The organism is Paraburkholderia sp. 22099, assembly GCF_052045835.1.
GTDB lineage: Bacteria > Pseudomonadota > Gammaproteobacteria > Burkholderiales > Burkholderiaceae > Paraburkholderia > Paraburkholderia terricola.
On sequence record NZ_JBQEPU010000012.1, the window covers coordinates 25,638 to 50,859 of the forward strand.

General features: G+C 61.2%; 18 protein-coding genes and 1 pseudogene. 12 read left to right on the forward strand and 7 right to left on the reverse strand.

The features are described from left to right. Positions 1 to 1,659, forward strand: a complete 1,659-nt coding sequence (locus tag ACTJLC_RS13575) for an ATP-binding protein (RefSeq protein WP_310127250.1) — start codon at positions 1 to 3, stop codon at positions 1,657 to 1,659. A gap of 280 nt (positions 1,660 to 1,939) precedes the next feature. On the opposite strand, the gene ACTJLC_RS13580 is transcribed toward ACTJLC_RS13575, so the two are convergent. Continuing rightward, positions 1,940 to 2,398, reverse strand: coding sequence for a (2Fe-2S)-binding protein (locus ACTJLC_RS13580; protein ID WP_073432033.1), 459 nt, complete (start codon positions 2,396 to 2,398; stop codon positions 1,940 to 1,942). 37 nt (positions 2,399 to 2,435) lie between these two features. Continuing rightward, the gene (locus ACTJLC_RS13585) at positions 2,436 to 4,706 is read right to left on the reverse strand and encodes a xanthine dehydrogenase family protein molybdopterin-binding subunit (RefSeq protein WP_310127248.1); all 2,271 of its coding nucleotides are present in this window, start codon (positions 4,704 to 4,706) and stop codon (positions 2,436 to 2,438) included. A 351-nt stretch (positions 4,707 to 5,057) separates the two neighbouring features. Here ACTJLC_RS13585 and ACTJLC_RS13590 point away from each other — a divergent pair, with 351 nt between their 5' ends. After that, the gene (locus tag ACTJLC_RS13590) at positions 5,058 to 5,393 is read left to right on the forward strand and encodes a type II toxin-antitoxin system RelE/ParE family toxin (RefSeq protein ID WP_073432031.1); all 336 of its coding nucleotides are present in this window, start codon (positions 5,058 to 5,060) and stop codon (positions 5,391 to 5,393) included. Continuing rightward, positions 5,390 to 5,665, forward strand: a pseudogene (locus ACTJLC_RS13595) (helix-turn-helix domain-containing protein); the annotation flags it as partial. The gene ACTJLC_RS13590 and the pseudogene ACTJLC_RS13595, both read left to right, overlap by 4 nt. Positions 5,666 to 5,909: 244 nt before the next feature. Here ACTJLC_RS13595 and ACTJLC_RS13600 read toward each other — a convergent pair. The 4 genes from ACTJLC_RS13600 to xylA form a co-directional block, all read right to left on the reverse strand. Further along, positions 5,910 to 7,109 (reverse strand): sugar ABC transporter permease, encoded by a 1,200-nt coding sequence (locus ACTJLC_RS13600; RefSeq protein ID WP_073432030.1) that lies wholly within the window; start codon positions 7,107 to 7,109, stop codon positions 5,910 to 5,912. Beyond that, on the reverse strand, positions 7,106 to 8,665 hold the full coding sequence (gene xylG / locus ACTJLC_RS13605; RefSeq protein ID WP_310131018.1) for a D-xylose ABC transporter ATP-binding protein: 1,560 nt from the start codon (positions 8,663 to 8,665) through the stop codon (positions 7,106 to 7,108). Before xylG ends, ACTJLC_RS13600 begins: the two co-directional genes overlap by 4 nt. Before the next feature lie 79 nt (positions 8,666 to 8,744). Further along, positions 8,745 to 9,773, reverse strand: a complete 1,029-nt coding sequence (gene xylF, locus ACTJLC_RS13610) for a D-xylose ABC transporter substrate-binding protein (protein WP_310131016.1) — start codon at positions 9,771 to 9,773, stop codon at positions 8,745 to 8,747. 172 nt (positions 9,774 to 9,945) lie between these two features. Beyond that, positions 9,946 to 11,268: a xylose isomerase gene (xylA, locus tag ACTJLC_RS13615; RefSeq protein WP_310131014.1), complete on the reverse strand. Its 1,323-nt coding sequence runs from the start codon at positions 11,266 to 11,268 to the stop codon at positions 9,946 to 9,948. Between the two features lie 272 nt (positions 11,269 to 11,540). Between xylA and ACTJLC_RS13620 the strand changes: the two genes are divergently transcribed. The 8 genes from ACTJLC_RS13620 (at position 11,541) to ACTJLC_RS13655 (ending at position 23,004) form a co-directional block, all read left to right on the forward strand. Then, on the forward strand, positions 11,541 to 12,758 hold the full coding sequence (locus ACTJLC_RS13620; protein ID WP_310131070.1) for a XylR family transcriptional regulator: 1,218 nt from the start codon (positions 11,541 to 11,543) through the stop codon (positions 12,756 to 12,758). A 33-nt stretch (positions 12,759 to 12,791) separates the two neighbouring features. Continuing rightward, positions 12,792 to 13,859, forward strand: coding sequence for an aldose epimerase family protein (locus tag ACTJLC_RS13625; protein WP_440844229.1), 1,068 nt, complete (start codon positions 12,792 to 12,794; stop codon positions 13,857 to 13,859). A 179-nt stretch (positions 13,860 to 14,038) separates the two neighbouring features. Next, positions 14,039 to 14,359, forward strand: a complete 321-nt coding sequence (locus tag ACTJLC_RS13630) for a DUF4148 domain-containing protein (protein ID WP_310131009.1) — start codon at positions 14,039 to 14,041, stop codon at positions 14,357 to 14,359. A 916-nt stretch (positions 14,360 to 15,275) separates the two neighbouring features. Beyond that, complete coding sequence (locus ACTJLC_RS13635; RefSeq protein WP_310131006.1) at positions 15,276 to 18,038, forward strand: type VI secretion system Vgr family protein; 2,763 nt, start codon at positions 15,276 to 15,278, stop codon at positions 18,036 to 18,038. 21 nt (positions 18,039 to 18,059) lie between these two features. After that, the gene (locus tag ACTJLC_RS13640; protein ID WP_083081678.1) at positions 18,060 to 19,304 is read left to right on the forward strand and encodes a VRR-NUC domain-containing protein; all 1,245 of its coding nucleotides are present in this window, start codon (positions 18,060 to 18,062) and stop codon (positions 19,302 to 19,304) included. Positions 19,305 to 19,360: 56 nt separating this feature from the next. Continuing rightward, positions 19,361 to 20,692 (forward strand): type VI immunity family protein, encoded by a 1,332-nt coding sequence (locus tag ACTJLC_RS13645; RefSeq protein WP_310131002.1) that lies wholly within the window; start codon positions 19,361 to 19,363, stop codon positions 20,690 to 20,692. A gap of 5 nt (positions 20,693 to 20,697) precedes the next feature. Next, positions 20,698 to 22,023 (forward strand): type VI immunity family protein, encoded by a 1,326-nt coding sequence (locus ACTJLC_RS13650; RefSeq protein WP_310130999.1) that lies wholly within the window; start codon positions 20,698 to 20,700, stop codon positions 22,021 to 22,023. A 339-nt stretch (positions 22,024 to 22,362) separates the two neighbouring features. After that, positions 22,363 to 23,004 (forward strand): helix-turn-helix domain-containing protein, encoded by a 642-nt coding sequence (locus tag ACTJLC_RS13655; protein WP_310131068.1) that lies wholly within the window; start codon positions 22,363 to 22,365, stop codon positions 23,002 to 23,004. Between the two features lie 58 nt (positions 23,005 to 23,062). On the opposite strand, the gene ACTJLC_RS13660 is transcribed toward ACTJLC_RS13655, so the two are convergent. Then, positions 23,063 to 24,100 (reverse strand): DUF1338 domain-containing protein, encoded by a 1,038-nt coding sequence (locus ACTJLC_RS13660; protein ID WP_374709836.1) that lies wholly within the window; start codon positions 24,098 to 24,100, stop codon positions 23,063 to 23,065. 168 nt (positions 24,101 to 24,268) lie between these two features. Between ACTJLC_RS13660 and ACTJLC_RS13665 the strand changes: the two genes are divergently transcribed. After that, positions 24,269 to 25,201 (forward strand): LysR substrate-binding domain-containing protein, encoded by a 933-nt coding sequence (locus ACTJLC_RS13665; protein WP_310130997.1) that lies wholly within the window; start codon positions 24,269 to 24,271, stop codon positions 25,199 to 25,201. The last annotated feature ends 21 nt before the right edge of the window (positions 25,202 to 25,222 follow it).

The window sequence follows — 25,222 nt, forward strand, 5'->3', positions numbered from 1 at the left end:
ATGGAGCAGCGCGTTCTCATCCTGGCGCCGTTCGGCCGCGACGCCGAGGTGATCGCCGAAGTCCTGCATAAAGACGAGCGCGCCTGCGTCGTCTGCCGCGATGCCGACGCGCTGACCGAAGCGCTGGACGCCGGCGCGGGCAGCGCGTTGATTGCCGAGGAAGCACTCGCGGACGGCCACGCCTCGCATCTGTTCGGTTGGCTCGCACGGCAGCCGGCATGGTCCGACTTGCCCTTCATCCTGCTCGCCGCGAATCGCGTCGGGCATCGCTCCGCTCGCGGACTCGAAGTGCTCGAGCGGCTCGGCAACGTGGTGGTGCTCGAACGTCCGCTGAATTCGGAAACGCTGCGGCGCGCGGTCGCGTCCTCGCTGCGGGCGCGCGCACGGCAATACGAGTCGCGCCGGCATCTGGCCGAACGCATGGAAGCGCAAGAGGCGCTGGTGCATCTGAACGATTCGCTGGAAAGCCGCATCGCCGAGCGCACCCACGAGCTCGCCTCCGCCAACAACCGGCTGATGACGGAGATACACGAGCGCGCCAAGGTGCAGGCGGTGCTGGTCCAATCGCAGAAGATGGAAGCGCTCGGGCAACTCACCGGCGGCATCGCGCACGACTTCAATAATCTGCTGAACGTCATCATGGTCAACGCGGAGTTGATCGGGCGGGTCGCCAACGACGAGCGCATTCGCGCGATGGCCGCCACCGTCAGGCGCGCGACCGAACGCGGCGCGAAGCTGACGGGCCAGTTGCTCGCCTTCTCGCGCAACAGCAACCTCGATCTGAAAGCGGTGGACGTGGTGGCCTTGCTGCAAGGCATGCGCGACATCATTACCGTCTCGCTCGGTTCCGGCATCCACTACGCCACCGAGTTCCACGGCGACGAGATGTGGACCCAGGCCGACGCGAATCAGCTCGAACTGGCGATCCTCAATCTCGCGATCAACGCGCGCGATGCGATGCCGGGCGGCGGCCAGCTCAGCATTCGCGTGAAGGAACGCGCGGCGCCCGATCCGACACTCGGGGAAGGCCGTTACGTGGTGGTCGAAGTGGTCGATACCGGTTTGGGCATTCCCGCCGACGTCGTCTCGCGCGTGTTCGATCCGTTCTTCACCACCAAGCCGATCGGCAAGGGCACCGGACTCGGCTTGAGCCAGGTTTACGGCATCGCGAGACAGGCCGGCGGCACCGCGCGTCTCTTCAGCGAGGAAGGCGTCGGCACGACCGTGGAAGTGTGGCTGCCGCTGCGCGAACGCGTGGACTCGCGAGCCGAAGCGACAGCCGATGCGGAAGCGAACGCTGTCGGCGAAAAACGCGTGCTGGTGGTCGAGGACGACGGCGAGGTCCGCGCGATGCTGGTCGAGTCGCTGCGAATGCTCGGCTATACCGTGACCGAAGCCGCGGACGGACCCGCCGGCCTGAACCGCTTGCAGGACGACAAGCCCGACTTGCTGATGGTCGACTTCGCGATGCCGGGCATGAACGGCATCGACGTGATCGCCGCTGCGCGCAAGATGCACGAGGATCTGCCGGTGATCCTCGCAACCGGCTATGCGGACGTGGATATCTCCGGCCTGGCCGTGAAGCGCTGCACGATCCTGCGCAAGCCCTTCCAACTCGACGACCTGGCGCGGACCGTGCGGCTCGGGCTCGCGGCCTGAGCGACCCACGCGATCACGCTGCGCTCCGCGCCCAAGCCCCTCGGCGTTCGCCAAAGCCGTTCCCACCGCGGCGACCAGAGCGCGCATGCGGCTTACGGTTTATTTTTGACAAGCTTTCTTTTGCCTTTCACTTACGGTTAAATACGTGCCTCAACTACACGTTACGGGGTCACGTATGTCCAACTTCATGCAGGGCGCGGCTACATTGGGCGGATGCATCGGCATTTTCACGGTGGTGGTCGCCGTGGTGGAAATGCTGACGAACTGAGCCCGCGTGGCCTCAGGCGGGCCGGCGCTTCGCCGCCTGGTGAATCGCCGCCCGCACCCGCGGATACGTGCCGCAACGGCATACGATGTTGGACATGGCCGCGTCGATGTCCGCATCGGTGGGATTGGGTTTCTGCTTGAGCAACGCGCAGGCCGCCATCAATTGCGCGCTCTGGCAATAGCCGCACTGCACCACGTCGAGATCGATCCACGCCGCCTTTAGCGCTTGCGCTTCCTTGCCCTGCACGCCTTCAATCGTGGTGATCTTCTGCGTCTGCAAACCCGCCATGAGCGTCTGACACGAGAGCGACGCCTTGCCGTCCAGGTGAACCGTGCACGCGCCGCAAATGCCCACGCCGCAACCGAACTTCGTGCCCGTCAACCCGAGTTCGCAACGCAGCACCCACAGCAACGGCATGTCCGGCTCCGCGTGCACCGCCACCGCGCGGCCGTTGATGTTCAGCGATGTCATGCTTTTCCCCCTGAGTCCGATGGGCTTCACGCGAATCTCACGCGAGCTTGAGCGGCAACGCGCGCAAGCGCTTGCCGGTCAGCGCGAATACCGCGTTGGCCACCGCCGGCGCGATGGGCGGCACGCCCGGTTCACCGACGCCTTGCGGATGTAGTTGGCTCGGCATGATGTCGGTTTCGATCACCGGGCAATCGCTCATCCGCACAACCGGGAAATCCACGAAGTTCTCCTGCTTCACCTTGCCTTCCTCGATGGTGATCTCGTTCTGCAACGCGCTCGACAGGCCGAACACGATGCCGCTCTCCATCTGCTGACGGATCAGGTTCGGGTTGACCGGCAAGCCGCAATCGATCACGCAGACCACCCGATGCACGCGAATCTGCTGGTTCGGCCCGAGCGACACCTCCGCCACCTGCGCGACCACGCTGCCGAACGCCTCATGCAACGCGACGCCGCGCGCGCGAGGCGCGCCGTCAGCGGCATGCGTCAACGGATGCCCCCACTCCGACAACGCCGCGACGCGCTTTAGCACCGCCAGATGCCGCGGATGCCGCGCGAGCAGCGCGGCGCGAAACGCGATCGGGTCCTGGCCCGTGGCGACGGCGAGCTCGTCGGTGAAACTCTCGGTGAAGAAAGCCTGATGCGAATGGCCGACCGAGCGCCAGAACCCGACCGGCACCGGCAACTCGACGATCTTGTGCGCCACGCGCGCGGCCGGCCATTCGTAGGGCTGGTCGAACGCGCCTTCGCTGGTGGTTTTGTCGATGGGAATGCGCGGCACGCCGTAGTAGCGCGCGAGCGATTCCGGCACGATCGCCTGACTCGCCGACGTGCTCTGCCAGGCGACCAGTTTGCCGTCCTTGTCGAGACCGGCTTTGAGCCGCGACACGCACGCCGGACGATAGAAATCGTGCGTGAAGTCCTGCGCCCGCGACCAGAGCGTTTGCACCGGACGGCCGCCGCCCTCGCGCGCGATCGCCGCGGCCTGCGCGACGAAGTCGAGCTCCAGCCGCCGGCCGAACGCGCCGCCGAGCAGCAGCGTGTGCATGTCGACCTTGTCGGCGTCGAGGTCCAGCACCTTGGCGACGTGCTGGCGCGCGAGCGCGGGCACTTGCGTGGAGACCCAGACGGTGGCCGCGCCGTCCGTGACCTGCACCGTGCAATTGACCGGTTCGACCGCGCCATGCGCGAGATACGGCGCGCGATACTCGGCGGTGAGGGTTCGCGCCGCGCCGTGCAAGGCGGCATCCACGTCGCCGCGATGGTAGTAGGCGTGGCCGTCGCTGTCGTCCAATGCTTGCGCGAGCCGGCTGTTCACGCTCGCGCTCGACACCTTGGACGCCGCGCCCTCATGCCAATCCACCTTGATCGCCTTGACCGCGTTCATTGCGCGGAACGGGTTGTCGGCGATCACCGCGACCGCGCCGCTGCCGCCGTTGTACGGCGCGACCGCGAACCCCTTGATGAAGCCCGGCATGTTCGCGGCGGACGTGGCGTCGAAATTCGCCACCCTGCCGCCGAGCGTGGGACACATCGTGACGCTGGCGTACAACAGGCCGTCCGGCAATGCGTCGATACCGAAGCGCGCCGTGCCGTTGATTTTCGACGCGGCTTCGACGCGGCGCACCGGTTTGCCGATGAGTTTGAATTCTCCCGGGTCCTTCAGCGCAATCTTGCGCGGCAGCGGCTGCTGCGCGGCCAGCGCGGACAATTCGCCAAAACTCGCCTTACGCCCCGACGGGTGCAGCACCTGACCGCTTTCGGTACGGCATTCGCCGGGCGGCACTTTCCATTGCGCGGCGGCCGCGCCGATCAGCATCGCGCGCGCCGACGCGCCCGCTTCGCGCATCGGCAGCCATAGATCGTTGATGCTCGATGAACCGCCCGTCATCATCGTGCCGGCCTCGCGCACCAGTTTGCGGGTGATCCAGACCGTGGCGCGCTTCACGGCGCTGTCGTCGTCGGGACGGAACGGCAAGTCGTCGACGACGGTTTGCAGGCTGTTGTAGATCTTGTCGATCGGCGAGTCCTCGACCCGCACCTGCGACCAGTCGGCATCCAGTTCCTCGGCCAGCAGCATCGCGAGGCCGGTGTGGATGCCCTGCCCCATTTCCGCCTTGCACATCATGATCGTCACGCTGTTGTCGGCGGCGATCTTGACCCAGCCGTTGAGCGCCACCTGCGAGCCTTGTACGCGCAGCGGCGCGGCGGTGGTCAGACGCTGGCCCGGCGGCAGCACCGACCAGCCGACCAGCAACGCGCCGACAGCGCCGGCGCCGCCGAGCAGGAAGGTTCTGCGCTTTAACATGGCATGGTCGTCGGCCTGGCGGTGGCTGGGAAGCGGCGAAAGGCGCTGGCGGCGCCTCGGGGTTTGTTCTTCTGGACAGCAATAAGACGGGAAAGTGGGGGGTGGACTGAAAGGCGCGTTTTGCAGCGAGCGCGATGGTGGGTGCGTGTGCGCTGCGCTCAAGCCCGTCTGTCAGTTCATTAAACGTTATTCGCGGGGCGGCGGCACGCTGCAGTGCAGCGGGGGTGAGCAGTCAGGGCAGTGAAGTGAGGCCGATTTTGCGGAATGGCAGGTGGATCGTTTACATGAAACCTCTTACGACGTCGTTTCGATCGATTGCCGCAACATACAAACTTTTATATAATTTCACGTATGATCGATGCAAAGCCACTAACGTTCTGCGGTAGTTCATTAGACGACTTGCGCGAGTTTCCGCTCTCGGCGCGGCGTGACGCCGGCTATCAACTCGATCAAGTCCAGCGTGGCCGCGACCCGGACGACTGGAAGCCAATGAACACGATAGGCCAAGGGGTACGGGAAATACGGATTCGGGACGCAAATGGGGCATTCCGGATCATTTACCTGGCCAAGTTAGCCGATGCGGTTTACGTGCTTCATTGCTTCCAGAAGAAGACCCCGAAAACCAGCAAAGCCGATCTGGATCTTGCCACCAAGCGCTATCGCGAATTGAAAGAGGTCAAGCCATGAGCAATCAAAAATTTCTGAGCGTCTGGGATGCCATCGAAGATACGCCGGAACAGGCGGAGAACATGAAACTTCGGTCGGTGTTGATGATGGCGCTCAAAGACCATATCACCCGCACCGGCATGAGCCAGGCAGAGGCCGCCAGGCATTTCGGCGTCACGCAACCACGCGTGTCCGATCTTATGCGCGGCAAGATCAATCTGTTCGCGCTCGATGCATTGGTCAATATGGCGGTAGCGGCAAACATGCGTGTGGAGATGCGCGTGTCGGATGCGCCAGTGAAACGGCGTGCTGCAAATGCGAACCTCAAGTCGACCACGCCCAAGCAGCCCGCAGCACCTGCAAAAAAACCTGCGGCAACGAAGAAGCCGACCGCAAAGGCATCAGTGCGACGCAGCAAGGGCGGTACCGCGGTTCTCGCGCATGCTCGCTGAGCCGCGATTTCCGCGCGGCACCGCAAGCACTTCAGCCGATGCACCGCACGGTGCGTCGGCACTCGCCTGACGCACCCCCAACACCTCAGCGCCGGTTCGACCCCGACACCACATCGATCCACACGGCCAGCACGAGAATGCTGCCCTTCACGATCATCTGCCAATAGGCGTCGACGTCGAGCATCGACATGCCGTTATCCAGGCTCGCCATCACCAGCGCCCCGATCAATGCGCCGTAGACCGTGCCGGAGCCGCCGCGCATCGACGTTCCGCCGATAAAGCACGCGGCGATTGCATCGAGTTCGCCCATCGAGCCCGCCGACGGCGAACCCGCGGCGAGGCGCGCCGTATTCACGATGCCGCCGAATGCGCACATCAGCCCCATCAGCGCGAAGATCGCGAGCTTCACGCGATTGGTGTTCACGCCTGAGAGACGCGTCGCTTCGAGATTGGAGCCCACGGCATAGATGCGCCGCCCGAATACCGTCTGCGTGGCGATCCACGTGAAGATGCCGAGCAGCGCAAGCAGCAGCAGAACCGGCACCGGAATGCCGCCGTAACGGTCGAGCGTGGCGACGAAGCCGGCCAGAATCACGCCCGCGCCGACCACCTTCACGACATCCTGCCAAACCGGCACGACGGTCAGTTGATAGCGCTCGCGGTTGCGCCGCTGCCGCACCGTCAGAAACGCCAACAGCAGAAACAGCACCACGGCGAGCGTATCGCCCGCAAGCCTGGGTAAATACCCCTGGCCGACAAAAACAAAACTATCGGAGACCGGCGCGATCGTCGAACCGCCCGTGACGCCCAGCAGAATGCCGCGATACGCGAGCATGCCGCCCAGCCCGACAATGAACGAAGGCACGCGCAGGTAGGTCGACCACCATCCATTGAACATGCCGACAAGCACGCCGAGCAACATCACCACCGGCAAGGTGACGCCGATCGGCCAATGCCGGTTCACGTCGAGTATCGCCGCCACGCCGCCGAGCAAACCGAGCAGCGAGCCGACCGACAGATCGATTTCGCCGGCGATGATCACGAACACCATGCCGCACGCGAGCATGCCGGTAATCGACATCTGCCGCAGCAGATTCGACAGATTGCGCGGCGTGACAAATGCGCCGTGCGTGAGCAACGAAAAGAAAATCCAGATCGCGGCCACGGCGATCAGCAACGCGAGAATCTTGTAGCGCGAGAACAATTGCTGAATACGCTGGGGACCGCCGAAAGCGCCTCGCGGCGCTGAGTCGTCGGCGCGTTGGGAAGTAACGTCGGGCGTCATGCGGCACTCGCTGCGGTTGGGTTCGGGGATCGCTGCACGGGACGGATCGCGGCGCTGAGAATGTCCTCTTGCGTCAGACCGTCGTTGACGAAGTCGCCTCGCAACTCGCCCTCGCCGATCACCAATACGCGGTCGCTAATGCCGAGTACTTCGGGCAATTCGGAGGACACCATCACGATCGACATGCCGCGCTGCGCCAGTTGAAAAATCAGTTTGTAGATTTCGAACTTCGCGCCGACGTCGACACCGCGCGTCGGCTCGTCGAGAATCAGCACCTTCGGGTCGGTGAGCAACATGCGCGTCAGCACGGCCTTCTGCTGATTGCCGCCCGACAAGCTCGCAATGGAGAGCATCGGATGCGCGGCGCGTACCGAAAGCCGCTTCATCTCCGTGTGAATCGTGTCGAGTTCCGCGGCGGAGTCGATCCGGCCGCCGGATGCGAAGCGTTGCAACACCGCGAGCGTGATGTTGTGACCCACGCTCAAGCCTGGCACGATGCCATGACGTTTGCGATCTTCGGGCACCATGCCAATGCCCGCGCGAATCGCATCGACGGGCGCGCGAATCTTCAACGGCTTGCCGTTCATCACCACTGTCGCTTCGCTCACGCCGGTATACGCGCCGAAAATCGCCTGCATCAACTCCGTGCGCCCCGCGCCCACCAAACCGGCAACGCCGAGAATCTCGCCCTGCCGCAGCGAAAACGACACGTCGTTCACCCGCTTGCGGCGCGGATTGGTGACGTCGAAACAGGTGACGTGGCGCGCTTCGAAAATCACGTCGCCGATCGGATGCGGCTCGCGCGGAAAGAGGTTCTTGATTTCACGGCCCACCATCAGGGAGATGATGCGGTCGGTGGTGAGCGCGCGCATCGGTTCGGTCGCGACGTGTCGGCCATCGCGAATCACGCTGATCGTGTCGCACACCGCCGCCACTTCGTCGAGCTTGTGCGAGATGTACACGCAGGCAACGCCGCGTCGTTTCAGATCGCGCACGATGTCCAGCAGAATGCGTATTTCCGATGAAGTCAGCGACGACGACGGTTCATCCAGAATCAACAGCTTCGCGCGCTTGTTCAGCGCCTTCGCGATTTCGATCAACTGCTGATGGCCGCCGCCATAGTTCATTACCGGCTGCGCGGCATTGATTCCGCTAATGCCGAGTTCGCGCAGCAATTCATCGGCGCGCTGGTACATCGCGGCGTAATTCATCCGGCCGCCGGGCAGCGTGATTTCGTTGCCGAGAAAGATGTTCTCGGCAACGGATAGCTCGGGCACCAGCATCAACTCCTGGTGAATGATGATGATGCCGGCGCGTTCGGTGTCGCGCACGTTCGCGGCCTTCAGCGGCTCGCCTTCCCAGATGATTTCGCCGTCCCACGTGCCGTGCGGATAGACACCGGACAGCACTTTCATCAGCGTCGATTTGCCCGCGCCGTTCTCGCCGCATAAGCCGACGCACTCGCCTGGAGAGACCGTCAGGTCGATGCCGTCGAGCGCCTTCACGCCGGAAAACGCCTTGACGATGCCGCGCATCGTCAGCAATGGTTGCGTCATTCGCTATGCCTCGCTGCAAGGCGCGCGGCTGCGCCGATGCGCATCCTGCCCATCGGCGCAAACCGCGCACTCGTTACGCTCATTGGCTCGCGAGCTGGGCCTGGGTGTAGAAGCCGTCCTTGACGACCACATCGACATTGCTCCTGGTAAGCAACGTGGGTTGCAGAAGAACCGTATCGACCTTCTTCTTGCCGTTGTCATACTGCGCGTTATAGGCAGGCTTCTGGCCCTTCGCGAGCGCAACGGAAAGTTTCGCCGCTTCGCCCGCGATCAGTTTCAGCGGCTTGTAGACGGTCATGGTTTGCGTGCCGGCGATCACGCGCTTCACCGCGGCGAGGTCCGCGTCCTGACCAGAAACCGGCACCTTGCCCGCCATGTGTTGAGCGGCGAGCGCCTGAATCGCGCCGCCTGCGGTGCCGTCGTTCGAGGCGACGATTGCGTCGATCTTGTTGTTGTTCGCGGTCAACGCATCCTCGACGATGCGCAGCGCCGTCGACGCGCTCCACTCCGGCACCCACTGCTGACCGACGACCTTGATATCGCCCTTGTCGATTGCGGGCTTCAGTACCTTGAGCTGGCCTTCGCGCAGCATCTTCGCGTTGTTGTCGGTGGGCGCGCCGCCTAGCAGGAAGTAGTTGCCCTTCGGCTGCGCGTTGTAGACGCCTTGTGCTTGCAGTTCGCCGACCTTCTCGTTGTCGAACGAGATATAGCCGTCCACATCGGCATCGAGAATCAGCCGGTCATACGAGACAACCTTGATGCCCGCTTTCTTCGCTTCGGCGACCACATTGCCGAGCGTTTTCGAATTGAACGGCACGATGACGATCACATCCACGCCGCGCGAAATCAGGTTTTCGATCTGCGAGATTTGTCGCGCCTCGCTCGCATCGGCGGATTGCACCGAGACTTTCGCACCGAGCTTTTCCGCTGCCGCGACGAAATAGTCGCGATCGCGCGACCAGCGCTCAACGCGCAGATCGTCGATACAGAAACCAATCTCGGGATGATCCTTGCTTGCGTGCGCGAGCGGCGCGACAAGCGACAGGCTGGCGAGCACCGCTCCACATACGAGCGAACTCAGTACGGTACGACGCATTGCGAATTTCATGTCTCTCTCCTTCTTCTGATAGCCGGAATACCGGATTGGACGGCCTGCGCTGCGAGCCGCAAGACCGGACAAGCGACAACCCAAAGCTTCTATTTCGCGCGGTCGACGTGGCCGCGCGATTTTTATTCACGCCCGCTGTTTTCGCGGGCTTTGCCTCTTTGCGTGCGCCTGATTAGCGCCCGCTGTAAATCGCCTGATTCACGACGTTTTCCAGATGCTCCTGACGGCCACTTGCGTGTTGCGGATTCAGATCGTGCTGTAGCGCATCCGAGGCCAGCGTCGACAGCGAATAGTCGCCCGACAGGATCTTGCGGCCTAGCTCCGAGTTCCAGCCCGCGTAACGCTGACGCTTGAATTGTTCGAGACGGTCGTTTTCGATCAGCGTGGCTGCGCGTTCGACGGCGAGCGCGAGATTATCGATCGCGCCGACGTGGCCGTGGAAAAGATCGTCCGCATCCACACTTTGCCGCCGTACCTTCGAGTCGAAATTCATTCCGCCCGTGGTAAAGCCGCCATGCTTGAGAATCTCGTAGAAGGCCAGCGTCAGTTCCTCCACGCTATTCGGAAACTGATCCGTGTCCCAACCGTTTTGCGGATCACCCCGGTTCGCATCGACGCTGCCGAAAATGCCGAGCGCGTAAGCGGTCGCGATCTCGTGGTGAAACGAGTGCCCGGCGAGCGTCGCGTGATTCGCCTCGATGTTCACGCGAATCTCTTTCTCCAGCCCGTATTGCAGCAGGAAGCCGTGCACGCTCGCGACGTCGTAATCGTATTGATGCTTGGTCGGCTCTTGCGGCTTCGGTTCGATCAGCAGTGCGCCTTTGAAACCCATTTTGTGCTTATGGTCGACCACCATATGGAGAAAGCGAGCGAGTTGATCGCGTTCACGCACGAGGTCCGTATTGAGCAGCGTATCGTAACCTTCGCGGCCGCCCCACAACACATAATTCTCGCCGCCCAGCCGTTGGGTTGCGTCGAGCGCATGACGGACCTGCGTCGCGGCAAACGCGAAAATCTCAGGATTTGGGCTGGTCGCCGCGCCGGCCGCATAACGCGGATGCGAAAACAGATTGGCCGTGCCCCACAGCAATTTGATGCCGGTATCCTGTTGCTTGCGCGCCAGATAGTCCGCAATGCGCGCGAAGTTCTCGCTGTATTCCTTCAGACTCTCGCCTTCGGGCGCCACGTCGGTATCGTGGAAGGTGTAGTACGGCGTACCCAGCTTGGAAAAGAACTCGAAGGCGGCATCGGCCTTTTGTTGCGCGCGTTCCATTGCATTGCCGGCTTGCTGCCAGGGGCGCTGAAACGTCCCTTGCCCGAAGATGTCGACGCCGGGCCACACGAACGTATGCCAGTAGCACACGGCGATGCGCAGATGTTCTTCGAGTGTCTTGCCGAGCACGCGTTTGCTCTTGTCGTAATGGCGGTACGCAAGCGGGTTATCCGATTGCGGGCCTTCGTAGCGGATCTCGGGAATGTGTTCGAAGTAGGACATCAGCGTCTCCTGTTTTATGCTGCACTGCAACCGCGCGACGTTGCCGCGCCGGTCGACAAGGTGACGCCATGCTGCCGCTTGCCTGATGCATCGGCAATTGCGAAATTGCGCAGCGTGCTTGATGTTTCTTACCGCCCACGCGTTTGTTTCGCACCGTCGCGAGATTCGCGGCCTAGAATAACCGGACGCTTAAAACAGCGCGGCCTGCAAGGCGCGCCCAACAGGAGACGATGGCGTTGCGAGTCCCGACGATTTGCACGCCGCCCATTGCCATGACCCGTCCGCAAACACCACAGACGACCCATCGGATCGCGCTGCTGTTCAACGCGAACAAGGTCTACGACCGCGAGATCATTACCGGCATCGGCAATTACCTGCTGTCCACGCGCGTGGCATGGGATCTCTTTCTCGAAGAAGACTTTCGCTGCCGGCTGACGGGCATCGAGCGTTTCGACGGCGACGGCATCATCGCGGATTTCGACGACCCCGCCGTGGGCGAAGCGCTGCGCGATTGTCCGTTGCCGGTCGTCGCGGTGGGTTCATCGTTTGAAGACCCGGCACACTATCCCCCGGACTTACCCTATATCGCCACCGATAACAGCAAGCTCGTCTCGCTCGCGTACACGCATTTGATCGGCGCGGGACTCGAACACTTCGCGCTGTATAGCCTGCCGCAAGCGCAGGAAAACCGCTGGGCGCAGCAACGCGAATTGGCATTCGAGCATTTGCGTCACGCGGACGGCCACGGCGACGAGCAAATCCGCAGCGAGATTTATCGCGGCCTGTCGACCAGCGCGCCGTCATGGAACCAGGCGACCGAGCAGCTCACCGCATGGCTGCGCCAACTGCCGAAGCCGGTCGGCATCATCGCCGTGACTGACGCGCGCGCGCGGCATTTGCTGCAAGCGTGTTTGATCGCGGGTATTCCAGTGCCGGAAGAAGTGGCGATCATCGGCATCGACAATGATCCGTTGACGCGCACGTTGACGCGCATTCCGCTTTCCTCGGTGATTCAAGGCACCGGGGAAATGGGACGCACCGCCGCTCACTTGTTGCATCAAATGCTGCGCGGCGCGCGTTTTCCGGGGCGGCGCATTCTCGTGCCGCCGGTCGGCATCAACGTACTCGAATCGACCAAGCATCAGCCGCTCGCGAGCCCATATGTGATGCGCGCGCGGCATTTCATTCGCCAGTACGCGTGCCAGGGCATTCGCACCGAACAGGTTGCCGATTATGTGGGCGTGTCGCGTTCGTCGCTAGAAGAGTACTTTCGGCGCGAGCGGCAGTGCACCGTGCATCAGGAAATCTTGCGTCATAAACTCGATGTCGCGAAAGCGCTGTTGGCGAAGCGCGATGCGTCGAGCGCGGAGGTGGCGATTCGTTGCGGCTTCACGTCGCTGCAATACATGTACGCGGTGTTTCGTCGCGAACTCGGTTGCACGCCGCGTGAGTATCAGGAACGCGCCAATGCAACGGTCGCGCCTGGCTGAGCATGCCTTTTTACTTTCTTTTCCACCGACGACATGATCAGCATTGAACAACTCTCCTCTGAGCCGTGGGGCACGCTGCCCGGCGGCGATCCGGTGCGGCTCTTTACGCTGCGCAACGCACACGGCATGAAAATCGCCATCAGCGACCTGGGCGCGACGCTGGTTTCGTGGCATGCGCCGGATCGCGCGGGACGTCTCGGCGATATTCTGCTCGGCCATGACACGCCCGCCGAATACGTGGCGGCCACCACCTACATGGGCGGATTGATCGGCCGATGGGCGAACCGCATTGCCGATGCGCGCTTCACGCTCGACGGCATCGAGTACACGCTCGACCGCAATGAAGGCGCGAATCTATTGCACGGCGGCACGCAGGGTTTTCATCGCGCGCTGTGGGACGTGAGCGAGGACAATGGCGCGCTAATCATGCGCCTGGAGTCGCCCGAAGGCGACGCCGGTTTTCCCGGCAACGTGACGACGCAAGTGCGTTACTCGCTCGACGACGACGGCACGCTGACGATCGACTACGAAGCGATCACCGATGCGGCGACGCCGCTGAATCTGACGAGTCATCCGTATTTCAATCTGACGGGGCGGCCGGGCGCGGATATTCGCGGACATGTGTTGTCGATCGATGCGGACCAGTTCTTCGAAGTCGACGCGGCGCTGATTCCCACCAGACTCGCCGAAGTGGCGGGCAATGCGTTCGACTTCCGGCAGAGCGCGCCGATTGGCGCAAGGTTGGATTGGCCGCATGCGCAGCTTGCGCGGGCGGGCGGATTCGATCATTGCTATGTGTTGGGAAAGGCGAGCGCGCCGGGGATACGCGAGGTTGCTTGTGCGTATGACCCCGGCAGTGGACGCGAACTGACTGTGTTCACCGATCAGCGCGGCTTGCAGTTTTATAGCGGCAATGCGCTGAATGGCAATAAGGGACGCGGCGGCATTGCGTATCAACCGCATGCGGGGCTTTGCCTCGAAGCGGGCGGCTTTCCGAATCAGGTGAATATGGCTGATGAGCAGGATGCGGTGATCGTGCAGGCCGGCGATACGTATCGGCAGGTGACTCGGTATCGGGTCGATATGCGCAGCGGCGTTTGAGCCGTTTCGTTTGTTCAGGGTTTCGGCGTGCGTTCCTTACGATTCCGACTTATCGTTTTCTGCAAGACTGAATTACGGGATCAGGGCTTACCCCTAGGTTTTTCGCTTCCTAGAATCTGTTCATTGGTTGCCGCACGCGTGCTGCGGCGCCTTACAGACAGTTTTCGGAGGGAAGCATCATGAAATCGCTGATCAAGGTTGTAACGCTCGCCGTGGTTTTCGCTGCGCCGGTGGCTTCGTTCGCACAGGCGCAGCCGCTTACGCGCGCGCAGGTGAAGGCGGAATTGCGGCAGATTGAACAGGCTGGATATAACCCGGCTGCCGCTGTCGATGCGAATTATCCGGCGGATATTCAGGCTGCGGAAGCAAGGATCGCTGCGCAGAATGCCACGGCTCAAGCGGATGTGACCGGGTATGGTTCTTCGGGTGGGGGGTCGTCGCAGACTGGCGGGAATACGGCGGTTTTGAATCCGTATTCGCAGCCTTTGGGTGGGGAGTGAGGCGTTTTTGGTGGTTATGTTTTGGGCGGGTCGTGGGTTTGTTCGGGCGTACGCTGGGTTGAGGGTTTGGGTGGATGAGCGGGAATGCTTTGATTGAGGAGAGGCGCTGATGCGCCTCTCTTTGTTATTGGCGCGGCGTTTTGTATTGCGCCGTTATCCGAATGGTTTAGTGCCGCACGATAATTGGATGACGTGCGCTTGTTTTTGTTCTTGGTTCTGGTCTCTTTGATAGGAAAGAAAGGCGAAAGCTTTCGAGACGCCGATCTGATTATCGAAACGGGCACAGTCGTCGCATTATGCGAAGTCCATTTTTCATAACATCTTCTTTATCGAATAGCTGCTGCTTAGAGAGCGCACCGCCGAGAAATTATTCAATGCGGTTCTGACGGGCGTACGTAGGAACCGGTACACGCGATCCGTTTTTTGACTACGCGTATTTTCAGTGCGCGTGAGCTTTTGTCCTTGAACTCGGCAAGCGTCGCGGCCCAAACGCCTAATGGGCCATGGTCACGAAGAACCGACGCGCTGCACATGCGAGTATTTGCCGCAAAAGGCGAGCAAACGCCATCCGCGTTGTCGGCGGGCGCTGCATCCAGCGTAATCAGGTTCTACTTTGCAGTTCCGGCTACGCGCTTTTTTGTCATCGTCGCTCCAGAGCCAGGCTCGACTCTCAACGCGTCGCGGCTTCACGACGCGCTACGTGAACGCGGGCATAAAACCGAATCGGGCCGACTTTTGCTCGCCGTCAGTTGCCAAGACCACGATAGGTTTTACCGATATTCAAAGCACATAACTGAAATTCGGAAATTAATTCCGTCTCACATTGACTGACATTCAAGTTCTGGTCGATTCGTCTGAAGTTCCGTAAAATCGCGCGGAGCGCGGTCAATCAGTCGGCTAACAAGAAGAGGCGGCAATGGGAGCGCAGGACATAATCGGGGCAATAAATGGCGGACTCGCTCAAAGCGACCGTCTGCTGAAACTGGATAGTCCGCTGGGCGGTAATGTTCTTCTGCCGCAGCGGGTTATCGGCCATTCACGGATTGGCCGCCATTATGAATTCACGGTCGATGTCGTTTCCACTTCCGGTGCCATTGAACTGAAGACGCTGATTGCGCAGCCCGTCACGCTGTGGATCCAGCAGACCGACAAATCCTACCTGCCTCATCACGGCTACGTGCATACCGCGCGACGCCTCGGCTCGGATAACGGACTCACGAGTTATCAGCTCGGCTTTGCCTCGTGGATGCACTTCCTGCGCTTTCGCAAGGACGCGCGGATCTGGCAGGACAAACCGGTCGATGAAATTCTCACCGATGTCTTCAACCTGCATCCACAGGCCCAGGGCGCATTCCGCTTTGCGCTGAACCGGCCCCTGCCCCCGCGTTCGTTCTGCATGCAATACGAGGACGACTGGAATTTCGTGCATCGCCTGATGGAAAGCGAAGGGCTGTTCGGCTGCTTCGAGCAGGCTGGCGATGGCCAGTCACATACCCTTGTCGTGACAGACAACCTGGATACATTCCGGCCGCTCTCACCGCAGTCGGTCCGGTTCTATCGAGCGGGTACGAACAGCGAAACCGATGCACTGGTTCAGTGGTCGGGCACAAGAACGCTTCAGAGCACCACGCTCACGACGCGCACCTTCGATTACAAGGCACCGGGTTCGTCGGCCAGTCCGAAGGGCACGACCGTGCCGACGCTTGCCACACAGGGCGACCTGCCGCAGCAAACCGAAGTCTACGAATACACCGGCGCGTACACCTACGGCAGCCGGGACCGGGGCGATCACCTGTCGAAGATCCGCATGGAGGAATGGGAGTCGCGGGCGAAGCGCTTCTTCGGTTCAGGCGGTGTGAGGCAGGCCGATGCGGGCCGCTGGTTCGAACTGGACGATCACCCCGGGCACGCCACCGACAGTGAGCAGAACCGGCAGTTCGCCCTGATCGGAACGTCATGGTTCATTGAAAACAACCTGCCGGTTGCCAGTCAGGCCGCCGATTTCCCGCATAGCCTGAAAGGCGAGCTGGCGATGGTCCGGGCGAATCATGAAAGCACAGCCAGTGCGTTGAAGGTCGCCCACGCCGATGGCAGCGAAGGCTTCTTCCTCGTTGAGATCGAGGCGCAACGCAAGGCCGTGCCCTACCGCAGCCCGTTCGAGCATCACAAGCCCGACATGCATCTGCAGTCGGCAATCGTCGTCGGCCCGGCGAACGAGGAGGTTTACACCGACGCACTCAACCGCATCAAGGTGCGCTTCCACTGGGACCGGCTCAACGATGGCGACGAGAAGGCGTCATGCTGGCTGCGGGTCGCGATGTCGGATACGGGCGGCGGCTATGGCGGCGTGCATGTGCCGAGGATCGGCGAGGAAGTGCTGATCGAATGGGTGGACGGCGACTGCGACAGGCCGCTCGTCACGGGCCGGGTGTATAACGGCGCGACGCAACCGCCCTGGCATTCGAACGGTCTGCTGTCGGGCTACAGGTCGAAGGAATATCAGGGCAGCGGCTACAACCAGATGGTGATGGACGACGCGACCGGCCAGAACCGCGTTCACCTCTATAGCAGCAGCACGAATGCGCATCTGCATCTGGGTTATCTGATCGCGCAGACCGGCAACACACGCGGCGCGTATCTGGGCAGCGGTTTTGACCTGAAGTCCGACGCCTACGGCGCGGTGCGCGCCGGCCAGGGCCTCTATGTTTCCACGCATGCGAAACCGGCAGCGGGCCAGCAACTCGACGTGCGCGAGGCGAACTCGCAACTGGTGAATGCGGAAAGCGTGCTGGAAGCGCTGTCCGCGGCGAGCACCACGCATCAGGCTGAAAGCCTCGGGGACGGACACGCGGCACTGAAGTCGTTCACCGATGCTACCCGGAACAATGTTGCGGGTTCGTCGTCAGGTGGCAGGACGGCGGGCGGTGGAGCAGGCAATGCCAACGCGTTCAGGGAGCCCGTCATGCTGTTCGCCAGCCCGTCGGGCATCGCGTTGTCCACGCAGAAATCGGCCCATGTATCTGCGGACGAGCACATCAACTTCGTAAGCGGTCAGGGCACGCACATCGCGACCGGCAAATCGCTGATCGCGAGCGTGGCCGGAAAACTCAGCCTGTTCGTGCAGAACGCGGGGATGAAGCTGTTCGCGGCCAGGGGCAAGGTCGAAGTTCAGGCGCACTCGGACAACATCGAACTGACGGCGCAGAAGACGATGAAGCTGCTGTCGGCAACAGAGAAAATCGAGGCGGCCGCGAAACAGGAAATTCTTCTGACATCGGGCGGTGCCTATATCCGCATGACGGGCGGCAACATCGAAATTCACGCGCCTGGAAAGATCGATTTCAAGGGCAGCCAACATAGTTTCAATGGACCGGCCAGTCAAGCCTATCCGCTACCGCAATTCCAGCCGTCCTATCAGGCGCAGTACGTTTTGCAAAACGAAGCTGACGGGACGCCGATGATCCAGCACGCCTACGAACTGAAATTACCCTCCGGGCGTACCTTGCTCGGCCACACGAACGACTTCGGCGAAACGGTACGGGTTTTTACGCCCAGCGCGCAGGATGTGAATCTGCGGGCGTTCAAACAAGACAAGATAGAAGTCAAGCCGTGGAAGTTTGCAGGCGGCGGGCAACCCGACATCCGCGCCGATTATCTCGACGACGCCGACGAAGCTTGAGCACCAAAGGAGTTTGACCGAATGGGATCGACACTTCAACCGGCGGGCTCGACCTGCACGATAATCAACGAAGAACCGACGTATGCAATGTTGCCGCCGTTCTCGAAGGGTTACTTGCAAGAGAAAATCGAATACGCGTTAAAGATGCCGAAGATCGTTTCCGTCCTCTTGCCCGACGGCTCGACGATTGTCAGATTGCTGAAACAGCTCGCGATGACCTCAGCGATTCGCGTCGATGAGAAAGTCGCGAATTACTTCTGGCAGTACAAGGCGGAGGTGAGCTTCGATATGTGGCCGAGTTCCATATCGCGTGGGCTCGAAGCACCCATTCCATTCCTGAGCGCCGATAAATCTCAAGGACCAGGACGACGTCATAGCCTGAATCCGTTCCCACCTGGCATGAAGCCCGGGTTCCTACGACGTCCAGATGTAATTATCGTAAAGAACGCCGCAACTCGTTGGCCCGGTCGCGGTACGATCGATCGTGATGGCGCACCCCATGCCGACAATATGCTGCGGCTGGTCGAAGTGAAGTTTCCCGGTGATGACTGGGGACCGGGTCAAGAGAATGCGTATCAAACGATTGCTGGTGACTATAAAAACCGCATGACAGTCATTGACGTAAGCGACTGCAACGGAGAACTCAAAAAAGTACCGGTCCCGGTACCTCTACCAGCACCAAAGACTGATGATGAAAAGCAACGGCAGCGAGCGCCCATCCGTACAGTTAAGCCGATCCCAGAGCCCGCCTGGTACGAGGAGTGGTGGTCGTGGGCTGAACGGCACGGCGAAGAAGCCGCCGAAGCCGTCGCACCCGTATGGGATGCGATTCACCGTGGCTATTCCTACGTGTCCGCCGAAACTAGCGCATTTCTCCATCAGCACGCGCCTTGGATATTTACAGCTGGTCGCTGGATTGCGGATAAGGCGAGCGACGCGTGGGTATGGGTCGACGAGAAGGGAAAGGAGCTTTATCGCTACACAACTGCGCAGCTCAAGGCCGGTTGGGATGAGATCGTTCGCCAAACCGATATGACGTGGGAACTACTCAAACAGATTGACTGGGCTCAGGTAGGCATGACTATCGTGAAAGCATTGGCTGTGATTGTCGTCGTGGTCGCCGCCGTTGCAATCATTATTGTATTGGCCGAAGCGTTAGTCGCGATTCTTGCCGCGCTGATTGCAATCATTGCGACGGCTGGTGCAGAAGCGCTGGCAGGGTTGGCGCTGGCACTCGGCGTGACGGCAGTAGCATCGGCCGGCTAATCTTCCAATTTGAATTGTTCCGATAGATCGATAGATCAACAGACGCAGAACAGAATATGACGCTTCGTGATTCAAAAACCATCTTGACGCCCGCGCAAGCACTCGCACGCTACAAGGAAGATTTGAGCGTGCGGCTTGCCGACAACCGCATGGGCGTGCTACCGGGCGTGATTGGGACGGTGTACTTTGAACGCGGTTCTCAACCCGAAGTGCGTCAAGGCATCCTCGACTGCTTCGATCGCTTCGACGAGTTGTTCGGCGAGCATCTCAAAGGAGGCAAAGACACCGACCTGGGCAAGTTCACCAAGCGGACTCCGGCAGGTGTGGAGAAGATACGACGAGCTATTGTCGATACACCGTCATATCTCGAAGTGAGCGTGATTCGTTCCAGTTCTACCGACCAGGACACAGCTGCGGAATACAGCATCCAGACGCTAACCGGAATCGCAGCAGACGAGGACTATGTTTCGCCAAAAGGTTGGAAGGCGTACAAGGGTCAGGAATCCGGCCTGTCGTACCTGAAATTCAATGTACCGATGGACCTGATTGCGACTAACGATGGTATCGCGCAGTACGAGAACTTCCTGCGTTACGTATGCGGAAAACTCGTGGTGCAGGGCGGCTATGGAGGCCTGTCTCCGGTCCTTGCCTACAGCTATCACCGTTACATGCCGCAGGAATGGGCGCTTGCTGAGCGCTTTAGCGGATTGGAAATAGATAGCACCGCGCACCTGCAATCCAAAGAATACGACCCCGTCTCATACGAAGGCGAGTCTGTTGACCACATGACGGCGTTTTATCCGGGCTTACATCCCGGCGCAAAAGTCGGCCGCTGGGGTTTCATCAAGGGTGTGAACTGGTACACGATCCTGGGCGAGTTATTCGTCGACCGCCTGGGGGGAGAGGCCGCCATACGCGAAGCACTGAATCGTCCTGACATTCACATCGAACGCATCGGCTCGTGCCTGCTGATCCGCGCCGGGGATTTCCCGCGTCTCGGCGCCCCCGAAGAAGGTCTACCCGAACCCTATGTGTTCGTGAACAGCGTATTGCGCGTGCTACGCGATCCAGGGCCCGACGCCTTGCATACCTATATCCCGGACTTGCCGAGCGCGGATACGAAGAACGCGCGCGCGTGGGCAGCACGCTTTGACCTGCCCGACGCCGCACCGATTCCCGAGCCCCCGACTGTCGTACCGCAGCCGGTGAAACGTGAGCCCGTCCGTCTCAATGTCCGCGGCGGTAGCCCTTGCCCGGAAGCGGGCTGGTGGCATACGCCAGCGAAAGCGGGGAGCCGTCGCTATTTCGAAGCGGGCGAAATCATGCCCGCGATCGAAGGAAGCCCGTGGGGTGAGACGTACTGGCATTGGTCGCCAAGCGGGAGTTAGCAGCTTTGTTTGTGACCCCGGTGACGACCACCTTGACGCCCGCGCAAGCGCTCGCACGGTACAAGGAAGATCTGAGTGTGCGGCTTGCCGATAACCGCATGGGCGTGCTACCGGGTGTCATTGGTACGATTTTTTTTGAGCGTGGTGGAAATCCAGAAGGTCGGCAACGCATCCTCGATTGCTTCGACCGCTTCGAACAGCTGTTCGGCGAACATCTAAACGGAGGCAAGGACACCGATCTCGCTAAGTTTTCGAAGCGTACTGGTATTGAGAAGATCCGGCGAGCCATTGTTGAAACGCCGTCACATCTTCAAGTCGGAGTGGTGCGTTCCAGCGCCACCGATCAAGACACCGCTGCAGAGTACAACATTAAGACGTTAACGAATATTGTTGTACCGGAGGACTACACCGCACCTACTGGATGGACCGTATCAAAGGGTAGGGAGGCAGGCCTGTCATATTTGAAATTTAACGTCCCAATGGAGTTGGTCACAACGACCGATGGCATCGCGCAATACGAAAGCTTTTTGCGTTACGTTTGCCAACGATTGATCGTGCGTGGTGGTTATGGCGGTTTATCGCCCATTCTCCCCTACAGCTATCACCGATACATGCCGCAGGAATGGGCGCTTGCTGAGCGCTTTAGCGGATTGGAAATAGATAGCACCGCGCACCTGCAATCCAAAGAATACGACCCCGTCTCATACGAAGGCGAGTCTGTTGACCACATGACGGCGTTTTATCCGGGCTTACATCCCGGCGCAAAAGTCGGCCGCTGGGGTTTCATCAAGGGCGTGAACTGGTACACGATCCTGGGCGAGTTATTCGTCGACCGCCTCGGGGGAGAGGCTGCCATACGCGAAGCACTGAATCGTCCTGACATTCACATCGAACGCATCGGCTCGTGCCTGCTGATCCGCGCCGGGGATTTCCCGCGTCTCGGCGCCCCCGAGGAAGGTCTACCCGAACCCTACGTGTTCGTGAACAGCGTATTGCGCGTGCTACGCGATCCAGGGCCCGACGCCTTGCATACCTATATCCCGGACTTGCCGAGCGCGGATACGAAGAACGCGCGCGCGCGGGCAGCGCGCTTTGACCTGCCCGACGCCGCACCGATTCCCGAGCCCCCGACTGTCGTACCGCAGCCGGTGAAACGTGAGCCCGTCCGTCTCAATGTCCGCGGCGGTAGCCCTTGCCCGGAAGCGGGCTGGTGGCATACACCAGCGAAAGCGGGGAGCCGTCGCTATTTCGAAGCGGGCGAAATCATGCCCGCGATCGAAGGAAGCCCGTGGGGTGAGACGTACTGGCATTGGTCGCCAAGCGGGAGTTAGCAGCTTTGCCTTGTTGCGAATCCAGCAACGCGCCTTAAGCATGCATTCGAATGAAACTTGCGCCTGCGCCAGCATGGTAAAAAAACCGAACGCCTAACTCACCTATCTCCCCGATTTGCTTAGTGCGGATATCGAGCACGCGCATCCATGGCCGGCACGCTTTATCCACCCCAGCACGCGATGTTTCTGATGAGAAAAGTTATCGAACTCCAGGCAGCGCGTCCGCCACGCGGCATTAGCTCTACAGCGGATTCCGAAGAACCCCCCACCCCTTCACCCAATGTTATTATCGGAAACACGACCCGCCCGCCCGAGGCGCGCAACAAACCCGCTGGCCCCATGGACACCCACCTCACCAAACCCGCCGACGCATCCCCCACCGACCTTGGACGACGCGTGCGCGCCGCGCGCCAGGCGCAGGACCTGACGTTGGAAACCGCGAGCCGTCTCTGCGGCGTCTCCCGCTCGACGCTCTCCAAAGTCGAAAACGGCCTGATGTCCCCCACATTCGACGTGCTGCAGAAAATCGTCGTCGGTTTGAAAATCGAAATCGGCGAGTTGTTCGGCTCGACGCCCAAAGTCAGCGCCAACGGACGTCGCGCATTGACCCGCAAAAACGAAGGCCAGCGTCACGCCTATCGCGGCTACCAGATGGAACTGCTCGCCACCGACCTCGCGCACAAAGCGATGCTGCCGTTTCGCATCCGCATCTCCGCGCATACGCTCGACGCGTTCGACGACTGGGGCCGTCACGAAGGCGAAGAATTCCTGTACGTCATCAGCGGCAGCGTGTGCCTCTATTCCGAGTTGTACGCGCCGACGCATCTGAACGCCGGCGACAGCCTGTACTTCGACAGCCGCACCGGCCACGCCGCGGTGTCCACCAGCGAAGAAGACGCCGAGGTGTTGTGGATGGCGACCAGCGCCGACATCCCGCAAGCACCGGCAACCGTACCGCTCGCCGAATCGGGCAAGAAATAACGAAAGCGCCTTGACGACGCGCCCCCAACGTCCGCGGCACTCGCCTGGCGACGATACGTCAAGCCGCCTGGTTCGCGGTCATCTTGAAGATGCCCTGTGCGTTGCCCGCGTCGAAACGCAGATCCGTTTGCCAGCGGCGCGCGTCCTGATCGAACGTCCGCTTGCGCGTGATGAACTCGTAGAACGAGCCCGGCACGTCGCGCGTCACGATGCTGCCGTCGGCCGCGCGGAATTCGCGCCGCACGATGTCCGCGCGATACGCCGTCTGGAACACGCGGCCCGAACGCGAACGCTCCACTTCCGGCTTCATCGGACGACCCTTGGCTTTTTCGTCGTCGGCGAGTTTGAACACGTCCGCGACGCGATCGGTGGCGTGATTGAAGGCGTTGCCTTCGGTCGCGATCCACGCCATTTCCGCCGACTCCTTCAACAACACGTCGTAATCGGCCTCGCATGGCGTCTCGTGCTGACGCGCGAACGCGCCGACGATCACCGGTAGCAACGCATGCGCCGCCTCCAGCGGCAGCACGCCTTCGCGTTCGAGCTGCCATAAATGGCCGACGGCTTGCGGCGTCAGCGGATCGCGCGACGCGCCGATCACATTCGTCACCGCCTGCTGGAATTCCGCCGAGAAACGCTCTGGGTGCAATTCGCTGACGAAGAATTGCGCGATCTCATCGGGCGCGTCGTCGTGCGCCCACGCGCGGCCGGTCATGCCGAGACGGTCGAGCGGATAGCGGCCGTTGATGCTGAAGCCGAGCGGACGCAGAATGCGCGCGAACGCGGCTTCGCCCGGCGGCAGCGCGCCGTTCTCATGCCAGCGCACGGTGCGCAATGCGCCGTGGTCGAAGTACACGCCGCCGCCCGCGGCGATCGTCTCCTGCGTGTACTCGCGGCCATTCGCGGAGCGCGCCAGCAAGTCGTCGAACAACGCCATGTTCAACGCTTGGGCGAGTTCGGCACGCGTCACGGTGCCTTCTTCGCATTCGCTGAGGATTCGCGGATGGTTCAGCGTGGCGAACAGCCGCGCGGTTTTGTCGACGCCGAGCAATTTCAGCAGCAGTCGTTCGACATTCGCATTCTTGATGTTTCGCATATCGGTTCCGGGCGGCGTGCGGTGAGACGCGTTCGTGTATTTGGAGGACGGCATGCCGGCGTGGCTTCGAGGCCTACGCGCGGCATCGCCGAAGGCGAGATTATTCAGAGCCGCGGCGACGCCGTAAAGCGAGATAAAATCGCCACTTGATGCGTTTTCGGAATCAACGTGCGAAAGTTCAAGATCCCCAACATGGGCGCGCTGCTCGCTTTCGAAGCCGCCGCGCGACACGAGAGCTTCACGCATGCGGCGCGTGAGTTGTTCCTCACCGAAAGCGCGGTGTCCCGGCAGATCAATACGTTGGAGAGCAATCTCGGCGTGCGGCTGTTCGCGCGCGCCAAACAGCGCGTGATGCTGACGAAGGCGGGCAAGGTGTATAGCGCGCAGGTGCGGCGCGCGCTGGAGCAACTGGATCGCGACACGCTGTCGATCATCGCGCATGGCAGCGGCGGCGGTTATCTGGAATTGGCGGTGCTGCCGACTTTCGCGTCGCAATGGCTGATTCCACGGCTCGCGGCATTCAACGAACAGTATCCCGATGTACGCGTCAATATGGGCGTGCGCACGGGCACGTTTCCGTTCGGCGATACGCATTTCGAAGCCGCGATTCACTACGGCAAACCGACATGGCCGGGCACGTCGGCGGATTTTCTGTTCAGTGAGGAAGTCGTGCCGGTGTGCGCGGCGAGTCTGCTGACGCGGCCTGTTCGCAACGCCGCAGATCTGCTGGATTACCCGTTGCTGCATTCCACCACGCGCCCCGATGGCTGGGCGGCATGGTTCGCCAACCTCGGCGTCGACGATAACCGGACGATGCAAGGCGTGCGCTACGAACTTCATACGATGCTGATCAGCGCGGCCGCGGCGGGTCTCGGCATTGCGCTGGTGCCACGCTTTTTTGTCGATGCGCAGCTCGAACAGCTTGGACTAGCGATACCGCTCGACGCGCCCGCGGTTGCCGACTCGGCGTACTACCTCGTCTATCCGACCGAGTTGAGTCACGGCAAGCCGCTCGCCAGCTTCCGCGAATGGCTGCTGGGGGAAGCGGCTGCGTATGGCGCGGTCAATCCGGGCTTGGCCGGCAATCCCGATACCGATTGATCAAGCGCCAAGCCTTGGAGC

Coding starts and splice junctions, on each gene's coding strand:
- ACTJLC_RS13575 (WP_310127250.1), top strand. CDS start 1: ATGGAGCAGCGCGTTCTCATCCTGGCGCCGTTCGGCCGCGACGCCGAG.
- ACTJLC_RS13580 (WP_073432033.1), bottom strand. CDS start 2,398: ATGACATCGCTGAACATCAACGGCCGCGCGGTGGCGGTGCACGCGGAG.
- ACTJLC_RS13630 (WP_310131009.1), top strand. CDS start 14,039: ATGAAATCGCTGATCAAGGTTGTAACGCTCGCCGTGGTTTTCGCTGCG.
- ACTJLC_RS13640 (WP_083081678.1), top strand. CDS start 18,060: ATGGGATCGACACTTCAACCGGCGGGCTCGACCTGCACGATAATCAAC.
- ACTJLC_RS13585 (WP_310127248.1), bottom strand. CDS start 4,706: ATGTTAAAGCGCAGAACCTTCCTGCTCGGCGGCGCCGGCGCTGTCGGC.
- ACTJLC_RS13655 (WP_310131068.1), top strand. CDS start 22,363: ATGGACACCCACCTCACCAAACCCGCCGACGCATCCCCCACCGACCTT.
- ACTJLC_RS13635 (WP_310131006.1), top strand. CDS start 15,276: ATGGGAGCGCAGGACATAATCGGGGCAATAAATGGCGGACTCGCTCAA.
- xylF (WP_310131016.1), bottom strand. CDS start 9,773: ATGAAATTCGCAATGCGTCGTACCGTACTGAGTTCGCTCGTATGTGGA.
- xylG (WP_310131018.1), bottom strand. CDS start 8,665: ATGACGCAACCATTGCTGACGATGCGCGGCATCGTCAAGGCGTTTTCC.
- ACTJLC_RS13645 (WP_310131002.1), top strand. CDS start 19,361: ATGACGCTTCGTGATTCAAAAACCATCTTGACGCCCGCGCAAGCACTC.
- xylA (WP_310131014.1), bottom strand. CDS start 11,268: ATGTCCTACTTCGAACACATTCCCGAGATCCGCTACGAAGGCCCGCAA.
- ACTJLC_RS13625 (WP_440844229.1), top strand. CDS start 12,792: ATGATCAGCATTGAACAACTCTCCTCTGAGCCGTGGGGCACGCTGCCC.
- ACTJLC_RS13590 (WP_073432031.1), top strand. CDS start 5,058: ATGATCGATGCAAAGCCACTAACGTTCTGCGGTAGTTCATTAGACGAC.
- ACTJLC_RS13620 (WP_310131070.1), top strand. CDS start 11,541: ATGACCCGTCCGCAAACACCACAGACGACCCATCGGATCGCGCTGCTG.
- ACTJLC_RS13660 (WP_374709836.1), bottom strand. CDS start 24,100: ATGCGAAACATCAAGAATGCGAATGTCGAACGACTGCTGCTGAAATTG.
- ACTJLC_RS13600 (WP_073432030.1), bottom strand. CDS start 7,109: ATGACGCCCGACGTTACTTCCCAACGCGCCGACGACTCAGCGCCGCGA.